Annotated in this window: 15 protein-coding genes; 6 read left to right on the forward strand and 9 right to left on the reverse strand. The window is 57.7% G+C overall.

Annotation, left to right across the window (positions count from 1 at the left end):
* Window positions 1-25: 25 nt before the first annotated feature.
* Entirely contained in the window at window positions 26-2,206 is a 2,181-nt protein-coding gene (katG, locus tag AC2FFD_RS06565; RefSeq protein ID WP_496872578.1) for a catalase/peroxidase HPI, read from the reverse strand.
* Between the two features lie 107 nt (window positions 2,207-2,313).
* Here katG and AC2FFD_RS06570 point away from each other — a divergent pair, with 107 nt between their 5' ends.
* The gene (locus tag AC2FFD_RS06570; RefSeq protein WP_170345144.1) at window positions 2,314-3,246 is read left to right on the forward strand and encodes a hydrogen peroxide-inducible genes activator; all 933 of its coding nucleotides are present in this window, start codon (window positions 2,314-2,316) and stop codon (window positions 3,244-3,246) included.
* Between the two features lie 51 nt (window positions 3,247-3,297).
* Here AC2FFD_RS06570 and AC2FFD_RS06575 read toward each other — a convergent pair whose 3' ends face one another.
* A complete protein-coding gene (locus AC2FFD_RS06575) occupies window positions 3,298-3,879 on the reverse strand; it encodes a carboxymuconolactone decarboxylase family protein (protein ID WP_425079183.1) in 582 nt (193 codons plus the stop codon).
* Between the two features lie 153 nt (window positions 3,880-4,032).
* Here AC2FFD_RS06575 and AC2FFD_RS06580 point away from each other — a divergent pair, with 153 nt between their 5' ends.
* On the forward strand, window positions 4,033-5,136 hold the full coding sequence (locus AC2FFD_RS06580; RefSeq protein ID WP_480685078.1) for a hypothetical protein: 1,104 nt from the start codon (window positions 4,033-4,035) through the stop codon (window positions 5,134-5,136).
* A gap of 3 nt (window positions 5,137-5,139) precedes the next feature.
* Here the strand turns inward: AC2FFD_RS06580 and AC2FFD_RS06585 are convergent, their stop codons facing one another.
* From AC2FFD_RS06585 to AC2FFD_RS06600, 4 genes are read right to left on the reverse strand one after another with little or no spacing between them, the layout of a single operon-like run.
* On the reverse strand, window positions 5,140-6,189 hold the full coding sequence (locus tag AC2FFD_RS06585; protein WP_496872580.1) for an aromatic ring-hydroxylating dioxygenase subunit alpha: 1,050 nt from the start codon (window positions 6,187-6,189) through the stop codon (window positions 5,140-5,142).
* A gap of 5 nt (window positions 6,190-6,194) precedes the next feature.
* The gene (locus AC2FFD_RS06590) at window positions 6,195-6,530 is read right to left on the reverse strand and encodes a carboxymuconolactone decarboxylase family protein (RefSeq protein ID WP_496872581.1); all 336 of its coding nucleotides are present in this window, start codon (window positions 6,528-6,530) and stop codon (window positions 6,195-6,197) included.
* Between the two features lie 11 nt (window positions 6,531-6,541).
* Complete coding sequence (locus tag AC2FFD_RS06595) at window positions 6,542-7,300, reverse strand: amino acid ABC transporter permease (RefSeq protein WP_170345139.1); 759 nt, start codon at window positions 7,298-7,300, stop codon at window positions 6,542-6,544.
* A gap of 9 nt (window positions 7,301-7,309) precedes the next feature.
* A complete protein-coding gene (locus tag AC2FFD_RS06600) occupies window positions 7,310-8,050 on the reverse strand; it encodes an amino acid ABC transporter ATP-binding protein (protein ID WP_480685080.1) in 741 nt (246 codons plus the stop codon).
* 121 nt (window positions 8,051-8,171) lie between these two features.
* On the opposite strand from AC2FFD_RS06600, the gene AC2FFD_RS06605 reads away from it, so the two are divergent.
* On the forward strand, window positions 8,172-8,942 hold the full coding sequence (locus AC2FFD_RS06605; protein WP_170345137.1) for a transporter substrate-binding domain-containing protein: 771 nt from the start codon (window positions 8,172-8,174) through the stop codon (window positions 8,940-8,942).
* Window positions 8,943-8,995: 53 nt separating this feature from the next.
* Here AC2FFD_RS06605 and AC2FFD_RS06610 read toward each other — a convergent pair whose 3' ends face one another.
* The 3 genes from AC2FFD_RS06610 to AC2FFD_RS06620 form a co-directional block, all read right to left on the reverse strand.
* A complete protein-coding gene (locus AC2FFD_RS06610) occupies window positions 8,996-9,604 on the reverse strand; it encodes a helix-turn-helix domain-containing protein (protein WP_496872583.1) in 609 nt (202 codons plus the stop codon).
* 78 nt (window positions 9,605-9,682) lie between these two features.
* Window positions 9,683-10,822, reverse strand: a complete 1,140-nt coding sequence (locus AC2FFD_RS06615; RefSeq protein WP_496872584.1) for an aminotransferase class I/II-fold pyridoxal phosphate-dependent enzyme — start codon at window positions 10,820-10,822, stop codon at window positions 9,683-9,685.
* Between the two features lie 40 nt (window positions 10,823-10,862).
* On the reverse strand, window positions 10,863-11,333 hold the full coding sequence (locus AC2FFD_RS06620) for a DnaA N-terminal domain-containing protein (protein ID WP_480685084.1): 471 nt from the start codon (window positions 11,331-11,333) through the stop codon (window positions 10,863-10,865).
* A 696-nt stretch (window positions 11,334-12,029) separates the two neighbouring features.
* Between AC2FFD_RS06620 and AC2FFD_RS06625 the strand changes: the two genes are divergently transcribed.
* The 3 genes from AC2FFD_RS06625 (at window position 12,030) to AC2FFD_RS06635 (ending at window position 16,344) form a co-directional block, all read left to right on the forward strand.
* The gene (locus AC2FFD_RS06625; RefSeq protein WP_170345133.1) at window positions 12,030-13,337 is read left to right on the forward strand and encodes an AAA family ATPase; all 1,308 of its coding nucleotides are present in this window, start codon (window positions 12,030-12,032) and stop codon (window positions 13,335-13,337) included.
* Entirely contained in the window at window positions 13,334-14,443 is a 1,110-nt protein-coding gene (locus AC2FFD_RS06630; RefSeq protein WP_170345132.1) for a ParB/RepB/Spo0J family partition protein, read from the forward strand. Before AC2FFD_RS06625 ends, AC2FFD_RS06630 begins: the two co-directional genes overlap by 4 nt.
* A gap of 974 nt (window positions 14,444-15,417) precedes the next feature.
* Window positions 15,418-16,344 (forward strand): hypothetical protein, encoded by a 927-nt coding sequence (locus tag AC2FFD_RS06635; RefSeq protein ID WP_170346802.1) that lies wholly within the window; start codon window positions 15,418-15,420, stop codon window positions 16,342-16,344.
* Window positions 16,345-16,399 lie beyond the last annotated feature (55 nt).

The raw sequence follows: 16,399 nt of genomic DNA on the forward strand, positions 1-16,399 counted from the left end.
TGTCCCCGCCTGATTTATTCATGAGTCAGGCAACCAGATCGAACCGGTCGTTGTTCATGATCTTGGTCCATGCCGCCACAAAGTCGCGCACGAACTTCTCGGCATTGTCGTCCTGAGCGTAGACCTCAGCATAGCTGCGCAGGATCGAGTTCGAACCAAAGACCAGATCTGCGCTGGTTGCGGTGAACTTGACCTCACCCGAGGCGCGGTCGCGCAGCTCATAGGTGCCTCCGTCAACCGGATGCCAGCTCAGCGACATATCCGTCAGGTTGACGAAAAAGTCGGTTGTCAGCTGGCCCACCCGGTCAGTGAAGACACCATGCGGCGATCCGCCATGGTTGGCACCCAGCACACGCAGACCACCGACCAGAACGGTCATCTCGGCCGCGGTCAGACCCAGCAGTTGCGCACGATCCAGCATCATCGCCTCTGGCGAGACCGCGTATTCCTTCAGCTGCCAGTTGCGGAACCCGTCCGCCAGCGGCTCAAGTACCGAGAAACTGTCCACATCGGTCTGCTCGTCCGACGCGTCGCCGCGACCGGCCGAGAACGGAACCGCCACGTCAAAGCCTGCGGCCTTGATCGCCTGCTCCAGCCCGACATTGCCCGCCAGAACGATCACGTCGGCAATCGAGGCACCGGTTTCAGCCGCGATCGGTTCCAGCACACCCAGCACTTTTGCCAGACGCTCTGGCTCGTTGCCTGCCCAGTCCTTTTGCGGCGCCAGTCGGATGCGCGCCCCATTTGCGCCACCGCGCTTGTCCGAGCCACGGAAGGTGCGGGCACTGTCCCAGGCGGTGGTGATCATCTCGACCGCGGTCAGGCCGCTGTCTGCGATCTTGGCCTTGACGGCATCAATGTCATAATCTGTCGAACCCGCCGGGATCGGATCCTGCCAGATCAGGTCTTCTGACGGCACATCCGGGCCATAATAGTTGACGCGCGGACCCATGTCGCGGTGAGTCAACTTGAACCAGGCACGTGCGAATGTATCGGCAAAATAATCCGGATCCGCCATGAATTTCTGACAGATCGCGTTGTAGGTCGGGTCGACCTTCATCGCCATGTCCGCATCGGTCATCATCGGCATGCGACGAACAGTGGGGTCGGTCGGGTCGACCGGCTTTTCGTCTTCGGGCATGTTGACGGGCTGCCACTGATGGGCACCGGCGGGTGATTTGCCCAGCTCCCACTCGTAGCCGAACAGATAGTCGAAATAGCCCATGTCAAATTTCAGGGGTTCTTTCGTCCACGCCCCTTCGATGCCCGAGGTAAAGGCATTGGCCGCTTTACCGTTCTGATCAGGGTTCTCCCATCCCAGACCCTGGCTGGACACGGGGCAGGCTTCGGGCTCGGCGCCGATATTGTCGCCTGGCATCGCACCATGGGCCTTGCCGACCGTATGACCACCGCAGGTCAACGCCGCGGTCTCTTCGTCATCCATCGCCATACGGGCAAAGGTTTCACGGATATGCAGCGCGGTTTTGGCCGGATCCGGATTGCCGTTCACGCCTTCGGGGTTCACATAGATCAGGCCCATATGCACCGCACCCAGAGGGTTTTCCAGCGTGCCGGGGGTTTCCAGATCGCCATAGCGATTCTCGGACGGGGCCAGCCACTGGTTTTCCGACCCCCAGTAAACATCTTTCTCGGGCCCCCAGATATCTTCGCGACCAAACCCAAAGCCAAAGGTCTTCAGCCCCATGGCTTCATAGGCCACCGTGCCCGACAGAACGATCAGGTCAGCCCAGGACAGCGCGTTGCCGTATTTCTTTTTCACCGGCCACAACAGACGCCGGGCTTTGTCCAGGCTGGCATTGTCCGGCCATGAATTCAGCGGCGCGAAGCGGATGTTGCCCGAACCGGCGCCACCTCGACCATCGCCCAGACGGTAAGACCCGGCCGAGTGCCACGCCAGACGGATCATCAGGCCACCGTAGTGACCCCAGTCTGCCGGCCACCAGTCCTGACTGTCGGTCAGCAGCGCCTCGACATCGGCACGAACCGCCTTGAAATCCAGCGCCTTGACCGCTTCTCGGTGATTGTAATCCGCATCCATCGGATTGGTGCGCGTGTCGTGCTGGCTCAGAATGTCCAGGTTCAGCGAGTCCGGCCACCACTTGGTGACGGAATTGCCCGTTCCAGTATTGCCGCCATGCATGACGGGGCAGCCGCCGGATTGATGATTGTGGGGGGTACCGTCCATTGTAAATCTCCTGAGTATTTACCTAGGGGTTCAGATATCTTGACTCGTACCGTACAGCTTCGATAATTGGAAATTTGTAATTACTATCGTTGCGATTAGTTTTTCATATGAAAACACTGACCCTCAAACACCTGCGCTATTTCGAGGCGCTCGCCACGCATGGCCACTTTGGCAAAGCGGCTGCGGCCAGTGCGATATCGCAGCCCGCGCTTTCCATACAAATCAAAGAGCTGGAAGCAATCATGGGTGGGCCGCTGGTCGAACGCGCGGCCCGGCAAACCCGCCTGACAGCACTTGGCGAAGACGTGCTGAAACATGGCCGCGAAATCCTGACCCGAGTCGAGGATCTGGGGAAATTGGTGCAATCCCCCTCAGGCCCCCTGTCGGGCCGCATCAGAATCGGGGTCATTCCCACGGTTGCACCTTATCTGCTGCCCTCGATCATCAAAGCGTTGTCGCAGCGATTCCCACAACTGACCATTGAACCCAAGGAAACGATAACCAAGACGTTGATCGGTGAAATTCTGGATTCGAAACTGGATTTCGGCGTCGTTGCCCTGCCCGTCTCGGAACCCAACCTCCGAGAGTTCTCGCTGTTCAACGAAGATTTTCTGCTGGTTCGCCCGGCGCAGGATGCCAACCTGCCGATGCCAAGTTCGTCGCAGCTCAGAACCATGCGCCTGCTGTTGCTGGAAGAGGGGCATTGCTTCAGGGATCAGGCCCTGTCCTTCTGTTCGATCCGCAACATCGAACCGCAGCACATCATGGAGGGCAGTTCGCTTTCCACACTGGTTCAGATGGTCGGCGCCGGCATCGGTGTGACCCTGATACCGGAAATGGCGGTCGGGCTGGAAACCCGATCCGCGGATGTGTCCATTGCCCGGTTTCAGGACACGCCGCCGACACGGACGATCGGTCTGATCTGGCGAAAGACCAACCCGCTCAGCGAAAACCTATTGAAGATCGGCGCGATCATCCGCAAAACGGCCGAAGAAAACACGTGGGGCGTGAAGCCGCCACAGCCCGAAACAACCGGCTGACCCGCCCGAAACGATGTTCCTCGGCACGAAGACCAGACCCGGCGCAACCCGTCAGGCGTCACCCGTATAATAGCCGATCACATCATTCTCGGTCGTTGCCCCCAACCCGTTCAGCAACCGGTTTGAATAATTGAAATAGGCGCAGACCTGATTGACCTCCAGGATCTCGCCATCCTCACAGCCTGCAATCTTGAGCGCTTCGAAGTCGGACTTGACCATTTTGCCAACATCCGTCGTCAGCTTGGCGGCATAGCGCAGCAGCGCCAGTTCCCTGCCTTCGAATTCGTCCTCGGGCCGATGCGCCTTGAGCGCGACGAAAATCCGGTCGCTGCGCGGCTGGTCCTTCAGCAGGTTGCGCACGTTCATGAAGTGATGGGTCAGGGAATAGGTGCAATCGTTCAGGATCGAGGTATAGCTGGCGACAACCTCGAGAAACCAGAACGGCAACTGGTTGTCATCGGAATGCAGGACCGAACGGTACAGCGTCACATGCCCGTTCATCGTTTCGGGGCGCAATGAATGCACACGCATGACCGTGTCTACGGTGCCATGAGGGGTGCGGGCCTTGTCCAGCAGCTCTTTCAGGCGGCCGTCGGCCTTGTCGTCCGAGATCATCTCGATCCAAGCACTCATTGCTGTGTCTCCTGTCCTGTTCGGGCTCAGCTTATGAACAAAGCCCACAGGCGTGTCAGTTAATTTTTTTCTTAAGGTGAAATTTTTTCTGGATCACGGAAACGTGAAAGATGTAAAATGCCAACGCGGGGGATTTGTTGAGGATCAGCGGAAATGCACAGTCCAGAGCTCATGGCGGGCGCTGAAAACCTGTTGTTCAGATGTGGTGGTCTGACGGCGGGCGACCAGTTGCTTGTGGTCTGCGAAGATGCGCCCAACGGTTATTACGATGCCGAGATCACAGGGGCTATCGTCGACTGTGCCCGACAGAACCGGATCAAAACCGCAGTTCGAACTCTCCCATTCGATCCTATGGGTCCCTTGGTACCTGAAGAGCTGAAATCGGCGATGAAGTCGGCGGACTGCACCCTGTTTCTGTCCCGCACCGGCGATCAGATACGGTTCGACGCAGGAATGAGGGACGTTCGGACCATCATGTCGTATGCGCTGGACGCCGGAATGCTGGCCTCGGGTTTCGGGCGCGCCAACTACACCGGGTTCGTTGAACTGAAAAACGCGGTCAACCGGCTGTTGGCCAATGCCGGGCGCATCCACGTAACCTGCCCGCTTGGCACCGACTTTAGTGGACCGGGCGCCGCCTTCCCCCCATCAGGTGCCACGGATGTCAGCATCACGCGTTTTCCGATGTCGGTCTTTGCCCCGGTTCCCGCGCAGGGATTTTCCGGTGTGCTGGTTCAGGACGGGTTTCTGGTCGGCACCGGATCGAAGTTCTATGAACCATACGGCTGTGACCTGCGAGAACCGCTGATCATCCGGTTCGAAAACAACCGCCTGACCGGTTTTGACGGCCATCCCATGGATGTGCATTGCGCGCAGATGCATTACGAAAAGGTCGGTCGGATGTTCGGTCTTGATCCCCTGACCATGCATTCCTGGCACGCAGGCATCCATCCGGGCTGCGCCTACACCACCCCGGCCCGAAGCAACTTCGAACGTTGGAGCGGATCTGCCTTTGGCAATCCGCGCCTGCTGCACTTTCACACTTGCGGGCATTATGCGCCGGGTGAGATTTCGCTGAACGTGCTGGATCCCACGATCCGGGTGGATGATGTCGCGATCTGGGATGCCGGCGTGCTCCGGGCCGATCTGTTGCCCGGTGGGGCCGAAATTCTCGACCGGTATCCCTGCATCAAAGCGGTGTTCGACGACCCGGCCCGACACGTGGGCCAGGGCGCGAACGGGCGCTTGTCGGCCTGATGATCAGCCGGCCTGCTGCGCGATCAGCTTTGCAACCCGCGCGCGGAACCGCATCGCGCCCGCGTCCAGCCCGAGGTTGATATAGCCGGTCTTGCGCCGCGCCATGCCGGTTTGAACGTGTTCCAGAACCTCTTTGTCCTCGTTGAAAGCCATGACCGCGCCTTCGAACATGCGCTGCGACATGGCTGCGTCATCCGCGTGCATGTTGCGGTGCTGGAACCAGAAATACCGAGAGGTTTCCGCATCGACCGGCGTGATGAAGTTGTACGAAATATTGACAAAGGCATTGGGCGACATCGGCCGATCCGCCCCGCCTTCTCCGGCCGGAGTGTAAACGGACATGTTGATCGCAGTGGATGGCAGACGGCATTCGTAATGTTGCTTGCGGTCGCAACTTGGCCCAAACGGCAGGATCGGCGCATAGTAGGGCGGCGCGGGTTCGTCCGCGATCCAGCGCGAAACAATGACGCCTGTTTCTGTTTCTTCGATATCCAGCGGGCGGGTGTCGGTCCCTGCCCCGGCAAACGAGGTCAGATGCACCCAGGCCACATGGCTTGGATCCAGCAGGTTGTCGATAATGTAAAGGTAGTGGCACGCCATCTCCATCGCGCCGGTCCGGGTCTTGCCCCAGGACGGGTTGTCGAAATTGGGGATGTCGATGATATCGTCCGTGCTGGCTTTGTCCGGGTCCCCCATCCACAGCCACAGAAACCCCCAGCGGTCTTCGGCCGGGTACGCATGCACGGCGGCGCGGCGCGGAGGATTGTCCAGCTGCGTCGGGGCGCTGACACATTCACCGCCGCAGCCGAATGTCAGACCGTGATAGCCGCAAACCACATGGTCCCCTTCAATGGTGCCCCGAGACAGCGGCAGCTTTCTATGCGGGCAAGCGTCCTCCAACGCGATCGCCTTGCCCGCTGTGTCACGATAGACCACGATGTCCTCGCCCAGCATTTGCACCGCGTTCAGGCTGCGGCCAAAATCCTCGGACCGTCCGGCGACGTACCAGCTGTTGCGAATGAACCCCTCTGCTCCGGCCAGATCAGGACGCATGTTTCTTACTCCGAAAACTCGTCAAATGCCTTGAGCGCCTTGGCGCTATAGGCATAGGACGGCCCGCCGCCCATATAGGTGGCCATGGCCAACGCCTCGCACATCTGAGCGCGGGTGGCGCCCAGCCGAACCAGCGAACGCACGTGGAATCCGATGCAGCTGTCGCAGCGTGTCGCGATCGCAATGCCGAGCGCCATGAACTCTTTGGTCTTCTCGCTCAGCGCCCCATCAGTCTTGGCCGCCTTGCCCATGATGCCAAAGCCGCGCACGGTTTCCGGCACCTCCTTTGAAAAGGCCCCGATATTGGCCTCGGTCTCGGCCATGAAATCTTTCCAGTTCATTTTTTCACTCCTTATCCGCGCTCGTCCGCGCCCATGCGACGCTCCAGCCAGCGCACCCCGGCTGAGATGATCAAAACCAGGATCAGGTATTCGAAAATCAGCAGGGTATAGATTTCCAGCGGGCGGTATTCCGTCACCACCAGTTCATTCGCACGGCGGGTCAGTTCCTGCATTCCGATGACGCTGGCAAAGGCGCTCATCTTGACGATGTAGATGAACTGGTTTGCCAGCGGCGGCAGAATGCGCCGGATCGCCTGTGGCAGGATCACATAGCGCATGGTCTGCACATAGTTCAGCCCGATGGTTTGCGCCGCCTCGCGCTGGCCTCGGGCAATGGACTGAATCCCCGCGCGATAGATCTCGGCCGTGAAGGCGCTGTCTGAAATCGCCAACGTAAGGATCGCACCCCAGAAGGGGTCAATGGGAATATTCAGGCCCATGGATTGAAACACGATGGGCAAGCCGTAAAACACCCAGAACAGCATCGGCAGCAGAGGGATGGCGCGGATGAACTCCACGTAAATCCGGTTAAGCATCCGCCAGCCGCGTTTCTCGGACAACCCCGGCAAGGCGACCAGCAATCCGATGACGATCGACAGGACGGCGGCGATCAGGGAAATCTGGATCGTCGCGCCCATCCCCGAGATCAGGAATTTAACATTGGTCCAACCCGTGGCCGTGGTCGGATCGATAACGTACCAGCCCCAGGTCTGCGACGACGAACAACCTGCCAGCAGAAGAAGAGGCAATATGAGAAGAAGTTTTTTCATCGGCTCCGCTCAGTGCTGCAAAATCTGGCTGAGGAATTGGCGGCACCGTTCGGATTGAGGTGCGGTGAAGAAATGTTCGGGGTTGCCTTCCTCGACAATTTCGCCTGCATCCATGAAGATCATCTTGTCCGCCACCTTGCGGGCAAATCCCATCTCGTGCGTGACGACCACCATGGTCATGCCCTCATTCGCCAGTTCGACCATCACGTCCAACACTTCCGAAATCATCTCGGGGTCCAGTGCCGAAGTGGGTTCGTCAAACAGCAGAACGCGCGGCTCCATGCACAGGGATCGCGCTATGGCGACGCGTTGCTGCTGGCCGCCCGACAACTGAATGGGCTTTTTGTCGGCCTGATCGGGAATGTGCACCCGATCCAGATAGTGACGCGCTTTTTCCTCTGCCTCTTTGCGGCCGAGACCGCGGGCCTTGACCGGGCCCAAAGTCAGGTTCTCCAACACGGTCAGATGCGGGAACAGGTTGAACTGCTGAAACACCATGCCGACCTCGGATCGGATCCTGGCCACGGATTTTGCGTCATCCGTCAACTCGATCCCATCTACGCGGATGGTGCCTTTCTGGTGCTTCTCCAACTGGTTGATACATCGCACAACAGTGGATTTTCCTGACCCGGAAGGCCCGCAAATCACCACCTTTTCGCCGCTGTCGACCGTCAGATTGATGTCCTTGAGAACGTGAAACGTGTCGAACCACTTGTTCACGCCCACAAGTTCGATTGCGGCGTCTGGCATAAGATGAACTGCCCCTGTTTTAGTCCCAGTATAATATTTTCTTGAGGTTATCTTTCCCTTTGGGCTTAAATCAATGAAGAATACGGCCACAAGGTCGAAACGCCACCAACGGGAGAAACCTATGAACACTTTTTGGAAAGCTGCGGCAGCCGCTGCGCTTGGGCTTGTATTGTCAGGCGCAGCGCAGGCGCAATCTGCACTGAACGAGGTGCTGGATTCCGGCGTGCTCAAGGTTGGCACCACGGGCGATTGGAATCCCATGTCGCTCCGGGACCCAGCGACCAACAGCTACAAAGGGTATGATATCGACATCATGAACGAGCTGGCCGCCGATCTGGGGGTCGAGGTCGAATATGTCCCCACCGACTGGAAAACACTGGTCAACGGTGTGGTGGCAGGCAAGTATCACCTGACCGGATCGGCATCGATTTCACCGCCGCGCATGAAGGTCGCGGGCTTTTCCGACAGCTATATTTCGGTGGAGCTCTTCCCCTATACCACCAAAGACAAGGCCGACAAATTCGACGGTTATGACTCGATCAACCAGCCCGGAGTAAAAGTCGCGACCACCCTGGGCACAACGTTCGAAAAACGCGTCCGCGAATGGTTCCCGAACGCAGATATCAAGGTGGTCGAGGCCCCGGCCCGCGGTTTTCAGGAAGTAATCGCAGGACGCGCGGATGTCTTCATCACGTCGAACATCGAAGGCTCGACCCTCGAGGCGAAGTTTCCGGTGGTACGCGTAAAGAACGCAGGCCCGCGTTCGCCGTCACCTATCGCGATGATCCTGCCACAGGCCGATCAGGTTTGGATCAACTACGTGAACAACTGGATCGAAGTCAAAAAGGCGCAAGGGTTCTTCGAGGAAAACCGCAAGAAATGGGGTCTCTGACTCGTCTCGGATCACCTTGATTCCCAAACGCCCGGCCCGGTCGCCGGGCGTTTTCAATTGTCGCCCGAAACGGCTTTGGCAACCACGGTGACGAAGCTGACCGTGTCAGTTTTCAACTCCAACGGCCCATGAGTGGCGTTTGAATCAAAACTCAGACTGTCGCCCGGCCGCATGTGATAAGCGGCTTCACCGCAGCCATAGACCATCTCGCCGGCGGTGACGTGGATGAATTCGACACCCTGATGTTGGTAAAGCGGGCGTTCGTCCAAGGGACCTTCCAAAGTAACGCTGAAACTCTCGAAACTGACATGTTTCGCTTCGGCCCGACCGATCAGCTTGTAACTGTGCCCGAAACCGGTGCCCAACCGTTGCACGGTTACACCTTCGCCTGCGGCCACAAATGACACATCCGTGCGTTCGACCGTGCCGGCGAAAAAGTTGATCAGCGGAACGCCGATTCCGCCGGCCAGGGCCTCCAGCGTCGCCAGTGAAGCAGACACCTGACCGCGCTCGATCTTGGAAATCATCGCCGTGGATACGCCGGACCGCTGAGACAGTTCGGCCAGAGTCAACCCGGCCAGCGCGCGATGCGTTTTCACCGCGGACCCGACCAGGTGATCCAGCGGCGGTTTTTCGGTGGAAAGCACAGATGAATCTTCCATTCGCGAAGCCTATCGACACGTATGAAAAAGGCAAAAGAAATGTCACCGAACCACTTTCACCAGTTCGGCGGCAAACTCTCAGCCTCCGTTCAGAATGTCGCCTGTAAGATCATTCAACTTTGCCAACCCTGCCCGCAAATGATCTTCGGGCAGGGCCGAGCTGAACCGAAAATGGTTCTCGACCCCGAACCGCGACCCTGGAATGACCAGCACGTCTTTTTCGCGCAAAAGGCGCATGCTGAACTCCTCGGATGCGATCGGTAGATTGAACCGCACGAACGACATGGCCGACGCCTGAGGTGGTACAACGGAAAACACCCCCTGATGCCGAGCCAGTTCTTCCGTGAGAACGTCAAATCCCGTGCGGATCAGACGGCGCGCGCGGGCTTTCAACTTGGACCGTGCCGGTTCGGCAAGCGCCTTGTCCGCCAGTTCCATCGACAACATGGATGCTGCGATCGAGGCATATTCGTGCCGCCGCCAGCATTGTTGAATGATTTCTTCCGGCCCCACAAGCCACCCCAGCCTCAGCCCCGGAAGCCCATAGGCCTTGGACATGGAGTTCACCACAAGAACCCTGTCCGTCCTTCCCCAGAACGAAGGCGTTTCGGTATCACCTTCGCGCTCGGTTCCGGCATAAACTTCGTCCGAAACGATCCAGGCACCAACGCGCTCGGCAGCCGACACGATACGCGCGCGGTCCGCTTCGGTCAGAATACGGCCCGTTGGATTGTTCGGATTGACCACATGGATGATGCGGGTCCTGTCATCGACGGCCCGCTCCAGCGCCTCTGCGTCAATGCCCCACCCTGCGGATTCGATCAGATCGACCCAGCGCACCTCGTTGCCGAGATTGGAGGCGTTTCCTGAAATCTGCTCATAGGTCGGTCGGAAACACACAACATTGTCGCCGGGCTCCAACAAGGTGTTGGCCACCAGCGTGTTCGCTTCGGTTGCCCCGACCGTGACCAATACCCCATCCGCCGAGGCCCCCGGGTACAAGCCTGCGATGGTTTCGCGCAGGGATTGCTTTCCATTGACTTGCGGGTAATCAATCATCGTTGTCAGCAGAGCGTCGAGATCAATCCGGGCAAGATCCAGCAATCCCTGCAACGACATGGGATGAACACCGCTTTCCGAGAAATTGAAGACCACCCCGTGTTCCGTTTCGGACAGGAACTGTTCGACCCGAAATGGTTGGAAATCTCGGTTGATCATGACGCATCCTTTGCTCGGCCGTGCTGCGCACCTCGCAGCCTCAATCGGCTGCGTTTACTTGAACCGTTCTGATACTGGGATCGACGCGGCTGTAGGCGGCCAGCAACCGTGCCGTCCATTTCTGTGCAATGTAATCAGCCATGAACCGCGAGGGTGCAACCAGTATGACGCGCCCCCCTGCCCTTTCCGACTCGGACAGATGCTGGAACCAACTCGCCCACAACTCGGGATCGCGCCCGTGAAGAATTGACTGCACCTGTGACCAGATATCCTCGGGCTTGGCTTCGGGGGTGTTGATTTCAGGCCCCGGGGGTTTTGCCGCGAAAGGCACGACATTTGTAACGGGCTCGGAATCCTCGCTCATCCGGGCCTGGAAATCGGAACCTATGATCGGCCAGACCTCCTGCGTATCGATCATGATCTGTTTGAGGTCGATTTCATAGACCGCGACTCGGCCCCGTGCAGCAGGCCGTTTGACCGTTACCCAACCTAATGCGCGAAATCTGGCCATTTCGCGCTTTACAGTCCTTTCATTCACCGCCCAAAGGCGCGAAATTTCTTCGCGCCCAATCGATAATTCGTTGTTTTGCCAGTTATACCGTGTCGTAATCAATGCGATGATACGCAGTACGCTGCGCTGTCTATGCTTGTCACCCGACAACGCATAAATGGTGAGCGCAGATAGTATATCATATTTTAAGGCCGCCGCATTTCGCCCGACCGGTTTAGCCAGCTGCATACCCGTTCTCACCGCTCTGTCTGCCTCTGACGGGTGTGTCCCGCCGATCTTGCGCTGTTTGCCAACGCTTTTCGTCATCTTGGCCTAATTAGCGTCCAAAGCTTCGATTCTGTCAAGAAGAGTCTGAAACCGGTCAGAAAACTGCGCCAATCCAGATCAAAAAATAAAAGAAATCTGGTGAAGTATTGGTGAAGGGGGACACTCAGGGTGACCCCTTATCAGCCTGTTATGTCCCCCCATATATCGTCGATCCTGGAAGATTGCCCCCCTAAATACGGTTGAGGGCCTGTTGCGAATCGTCACCCTTCATCCTGTGCGCCGCCGAATCGGCGATGGCCTTGCTGGGCCTTGTTTTCTTACCCGTGGGTAAGATTTGAGTTTCATCATATTTTCTTTTGCGTAAAGCGCAAATCGGGCGTAAATAAGAAACGAACAGAAATTTACGTTCCAAGCAAAGAGACATGAGGCATGTACACGCACGAAGACCTGAATGCATTGCGCAATCAATCTCTCAAACTTCAGGGGTGGATTCGTCAGCAGACCTTTAGCCCCGAGATGGAGAAGACACTCCGCCGGTTTTCGAGCTGGGAGGTGTCCGAGCTGATCTTCCGGGTCAACCAGTCAACCTTTCGCGGAAAGCTGGCCGCTGATCCGTCGCTGCCCGGTGGCGAGGTTGAGCCCGAGGGGCGGCAGCGCTGGTTCAGCCTTGAGGAAGTGAATGAGTTGCGTCGGAGGCTCAAGGTAAATCGCAAATCCCTCATGCCGCCGCGTCCCGAGGGCAAGCGGGCCATTCGCGCAGCCGTGGCGAACTTCAAGGGCGGTGCGGGCAAGTCAACGGTGGCGTTGCATCTTGCGCATGCTGCGGCGCTTGATGGGTACCGTGTTCTTGTCGTTGACTTCGACCCGCAGGCCACGCTGAGCCATTCCATGGGCCTGACCGATGTCGCAGAGGATTATACTGTCTGGGGGATCATGGCCCGTGACCTAATCCGCGAGACCGAGCGCATGAACAATCGGCCCGCCGCGGCCGAGTCCGGCACCGCCCTGCCCCACCGGGAACTGCCCCCGGCGATCACCGATATGGGGCTTGGAGATCTGCGGATCAGCGATTTCATCAGACGGACGTCATGGTCGACCATCGATGCGATCCCATCCTGTGCGAACGCGGCCTTCGTCGAATTTGCCTCGGCACAGTATCGCCACCTGAACCCTGAGTGGTCTTTCTTTGCAGCGGTGTCCCGGTATCTGGATCAAATCCCTGACGACGCCTATGACCTGATCCTGTTCGATTGCCCGCCGGCCATTGGGTATCAGTCCATGAACGCGGTGTTCGCGGCGGACATGTTGTACATCCCGTCTGGCCCGGGATACTGGGAATATGACTCGACCACGTCCTTTATCGGTCAGCTGGCAGAAGCTTTGGAGGACCTGGCTTACGGGTTCGACAAAACCTTACCCACGGGTAAGATCGGTCTTCCCAAAACCTTCTGCGAACTGCGGTTCCTGCTTACACGGTACGAGCCGGGCAACGCCTTGCATCTGGCAATGTTCGATGCCTTTCAGAAGGTTTTCGGGGACCACGTCGCCCAGCACCCGGTTGAAATGACCCGCGCGGTCGAACAATCCGGCCGCTTTCTGAGTTCGGTTTATGAGATGGACTATCGCGAGATGACCCGCGAAACTTGGCGTCGGGCCCGCTCGACCTTTGACAATGTTTACGAGGAATTCCGGGGTGTGATGCTTTCTGCCTGGGACAAGCTGGAGGATGACGCATGAGCCGTAAGCGCAGAATGTTTGATATCGACCTGCCTGCAATGGATGACATTCCTGTCGGCAAGGTTCCGGACAAGGTTCTTGAAAAGCGGCGCGGACCGATGGCAGCGGCCATTTCGGAAAATGCCGATGCGCTGCGCGACCAGCAATCGACGGAAGAGTCCATCCGCGCAGAAAACGATCGTCTTGCGCATGAGCTTGTGCGGCTGCGTTCCGAAGGCCTGGTGACGGAACGCGTGGCATTGGGTGACATTCTGTTTGAAAAGTTGACGCGGGATCGCAAACCAGGGCCGGATCCGGAGCTGGACGAGTTGAAGGCGTCAATTCAGGAAATTGGATTGTCCAACCCCATCCGACTTGAGCGCCGCTCAGATGGGCGATTTGAACTGATCCAGGGGATGCGGCGCCTGTCTGCCTATCGGGCCTTGTACGAGGAAACGGGAGACGAGTCCTATGCCAGAATTCCAGCGGGTATTTCAGAGGCGGGCGATCTCGACAGCAGCTACCGGCGCATGGTGGATGAGAACCTGATCCGCAAGGATATCTCGTTTGCTGAAATGGGTGCTTTGGCACGCGCGTATGCCGAAGACCCGGCAAATGATTGCCCGGATGTAGACAAGGCGGTTTCCACGCTGTTCAAATCCGCCAGTTACACAAAGCGGAGCTATATTAGATCGTTTGCCAGTTTGCTGATGATGTTGGACAAGGTTCTGAAACATCCGAACGACATTCCACGCAACGTAGGCGTAGAGCTGAAGCGCAAGCTGGACGCAACACCGGGTCTGGTGCGCCAGGTGAGCGCCGCAGTCATGAGCGAGCCGGACCGTGACGGAGCGCGGGAAGTTGCTATCCTCAGGTCTTTTCTGGGCGCACAGGAAACAAGCGTGGCAAAGAAGGCTCCCGTTGAAAGCGCCGGTAAACCACGGCGTGCGAAGACCACGTTTCAGGTATCTGGGCGGGCAGGGATCGCCAAGTGCTCGGCATCCAGTGGTCGGATTGAGTTGAGATATGATTTGGACTTTACACGTGTTGATCGCAGCAAACTTGAGGCGGCAATAGCTGCTTTCATCGATGCTCTTCCCGAGGAAGATGATCTTACCCACGGGTAAGGTTTGGTTTGAAGCTCCGAGAAAAGGCGCCAGTCGAATCCGGCGCCTTTGTCTTGTCGCAAAGCCTGGGCGTTCTCAACAAAGGATACCTGCCCATGAGTCCCCCCTGAGTCTTCTTGCCTGAAGCCAGTGTCCTGTCACCGGCGCGGCAGGGGCTTGAGAACGGCGCATGTGGCTTCTGTCATTGACGTTGGTTCAGAAACGTCCCGTTACGAGGAATGTTGTCGGGGCCACGCATCACGGCGTTTTGTCCCGGTTCGTGCCTTCAGGTCAGGGTAGGGGACTCGAAGCCGGTTCGGGATTGCAGCTTGCAATATGTGATGTGGGAACACGGGTGACATGACAGTTGTTCAGCGCGCGCAGTCTCGTCACAAGAATTACATGTGATAAGAAAAATTATCATGGATTATAAGATTCGAGTCGCATTCGAAAGTAGTGTGCAAAAATATCATTTTTTGCACACAAAGCCGGGAAGGCGATTTGCATCTTCGCGATTTCGGGGCACCTAATTCAACCGAACAACGCAAAACCGGGGTGTGATGTGAAATCCTGAACGCACCAAATCGGTCCGGCGCACGGGTTTGGCTTGGGCGCAGGGTCCACAACCAATAATGGACGATCGCAATGCGGGTGACGCAGGCGCATATTCCCTGGTCATGCAGTGCAGTCCGAAATCAGCATGCACCATGGCCATGATCCCCGAGCAGCCATCTGCACGGCGGCCAACCAAATCAAGTTGTTCATCACGCCAACCTTGGTCCAGGTGCATCGATGCCAGGCTGTCTGCCCTGACGGGAATGGACCTGGTCGAGATGGCCGGCAAAGTTCAATTCGCGCCGGCCGCGCTGCCCGGTTCCGCAGGTTTCTCGACCGGCGGGCTTGGCGGATCGCCATTCCCATCCAGGCGGATTTCAAAGAATTTTGCGAGAGACCCGTATCCCGGATACAATGCGCGTCACTTTGAGAGGGGCAGAATGCGCTATCTGTTATTGCAAGTATTGGCGATCGTCGCTTTTGCAGGCGCGCTTTGTGCAGAAAAGAACGATTACATCGAACTTGCACAAAGAGGATGGGGGTATGAGCTGCGGTCCACGATGCTGGGCCGTGATATGGCGATACCCGTTCACATCAATGGCCGCGATCAGGCCGGTGCAGCCTTGTGCCTGGTCGGTGAAAAACCGCATCCGCAAACGCTTGTCGTTCTTGATACCTTTCGGGCGTTGCTGAAACACAGCTTCGGCCACCCGACACCCATGCGGTACGCTGGCCCATCTGCGCGGGATTGTGGGACCGGTCGAACCGTGGTTTTGCGATTGTATTCCGGGTACCCTCCCAACCGGGACCTTTCCGCAGATATCGACTGGCTCAGTGAGCTCCACCAGCTTGGACTGCCTGCGGGTCGGACCTATGTGGTGACATCACCGGCGATGGCACAGACCTTTTTTGGTCATCGGGGGCAGGGGACCCATATCGTGGTGAAACAACCGGCGCATGATCGACCCAGCAAGCTGGAAAGAGATTTTCACAAATCGATTCTGCTGGAAGAGCTGTTTCAGTCCTTCACCTTCGGCATGGACATCCTGCTGTATGACAAATCGTCAGGGTTTTTGTCCAAATTGCAGGAAACGCCGGTAAACTTGCAGCGCCTGCCTTGGAGTTCGCACGACTTCATGCGCGCATTGCTGGATTCGAACCCAAGCGGTCTTTGTGCGTTTGACGTCTTCATGATGCATGCTGTCGCGCAATCCCCGGTGGATCAAACCATTGACCCCGGCTTTATCGATTACATTGACGCCCAATATGACCGCCTATGGGCGCAGACGGATGAAACCCTGGCCAATCCCAGATTTGCAGCCCTTTTTGATGAAGGCTGCACCAATTCGGTTCGTGTGGCCAGGTAATACCATCTGACGTGTTTTGTCGGGCGGGTGACTCCGGGTAGCCTGAGCGGAGGCA

This window comes from Ruegeria sp. YTSC002 (genome assembly GCF_059609845.1).

What these genes read in the sequence shown, in the direction of transcription:
- AC2FFD_RS06615 (WP_496872584.1), bottom strand. Translation starts at nt 10,822, where the DNA reads ATGATCAACCGAGATTTCCAACCATTTCGGGTCGAACAGTTCCTGTCC.
- AC2FFD_RS06630 (WP_170345132.1), top strand. Translation starts at nt 13,334, where the DNA reads ATGAGCCGTAAGCGCAGAATGTTTGATATCGACCTGCCTGCAATGGAT.
- AC2FFD_RS06600 (WP_480685080.1), bottom strand. Translation starts at nt 8,050, where the DNA reads ATGCCAGACGCCGCAATCGAACTTGTGGGCGTGAACAAGTGGTTCGAC.
- AC2FFD_RS06575 (WP_425079183.1), bottom strand. Translation starts at nt 3,879, where the DNA reads ATGAGTGCTTGGATCGAGATGATCTCGGACGACAAGGCCGACGGCCGC.
- AC2FFD_RS06620 (WP_480685084.1), bottom strand. Translation starts at nt 11,333, where the DNA reads ATGGCCAGATTTCGCGCATTAGGTTGGGTAACGGTCAAACGGCCTGCT.
- katG (WP_496872578.1), bottom strand. Translation starts at nt 2,206, where the DNA reads ATGGACGGTACCCCCCACAATCATCAATCCGGCGGCTGCCCCGTCATG.
- AC2FFD_RS06610 (WP_496872583.1), bottom strand. Translation starts at nt 9,604, where the DNA reads ATGGAAGATTCATCTGTGCTTTCCACCGAAAAACCGCCGCTGGATCAC.
- AC2FFD_RS06570 (WP_170345144.1), top strand. Translation starts at nt 2,314, where the DNA reads ATGAAAACACTGACCCTCAAACACCTGCGCTATTTCGAGGCGCTCGCC.
- AC2FFD_RS06590 (WP_496872581.1), bottom strand. Translation starts at nt 6,530, where the DNA reads ATGAACTGGAAAGATTTCATGGCCGAGACCGAGGCCAATATCGGGGCC.
- AC2FFD_RS06580 (WP_480685078.1), top strand. Translation starts at nt 4,033, where the DNA reads ATGCACAGTCCAGAGCTCATGGCGGGCGCTGAAAACCTGTTGTTCAGA.
- AC2FFD_RS06635 (WP_170346802.1), top strand. Translation starts at nt 15,418, where the DNA reads ATGCGCTATCTGTTATTGCAAGTATTGGCGATCGTCGCTTTTGCAGGC.
- AC2FFD_RS06625 (WP_170345133.1), top strand. Translation starts at nt 12,030, where the DNA reads ATGTACACGCACGAAGACCTGAATGCATTGCGCAATCAATCTCTCAAA.
- AC2FFD_RS06605 (WP_170345137.1), top strand. Translation starts at nt 8,172, where the DNA reads ATGAACACTTTTTGGAAAGCTGCGGCAGCCGCTGCGCTTGGGCTTGTA.
- AC2FFD_RS06595 (WP_170345139.1), bottom strand. Translation starts at nt 7,300, where the DNA reads ATGAAAAAACTTCTTCTCATATTGCCTCTTCTTCTGCTGGCAGGTTGT.
- AC2FFD_RS06585 (WP_496872580.1), bottom strand. Translation starts at nt 6,189, where the DNA reads ATGCGTCCTGATCTGGCCGGAGCAGAGGGGTTCATTCGCAACAGCTGG.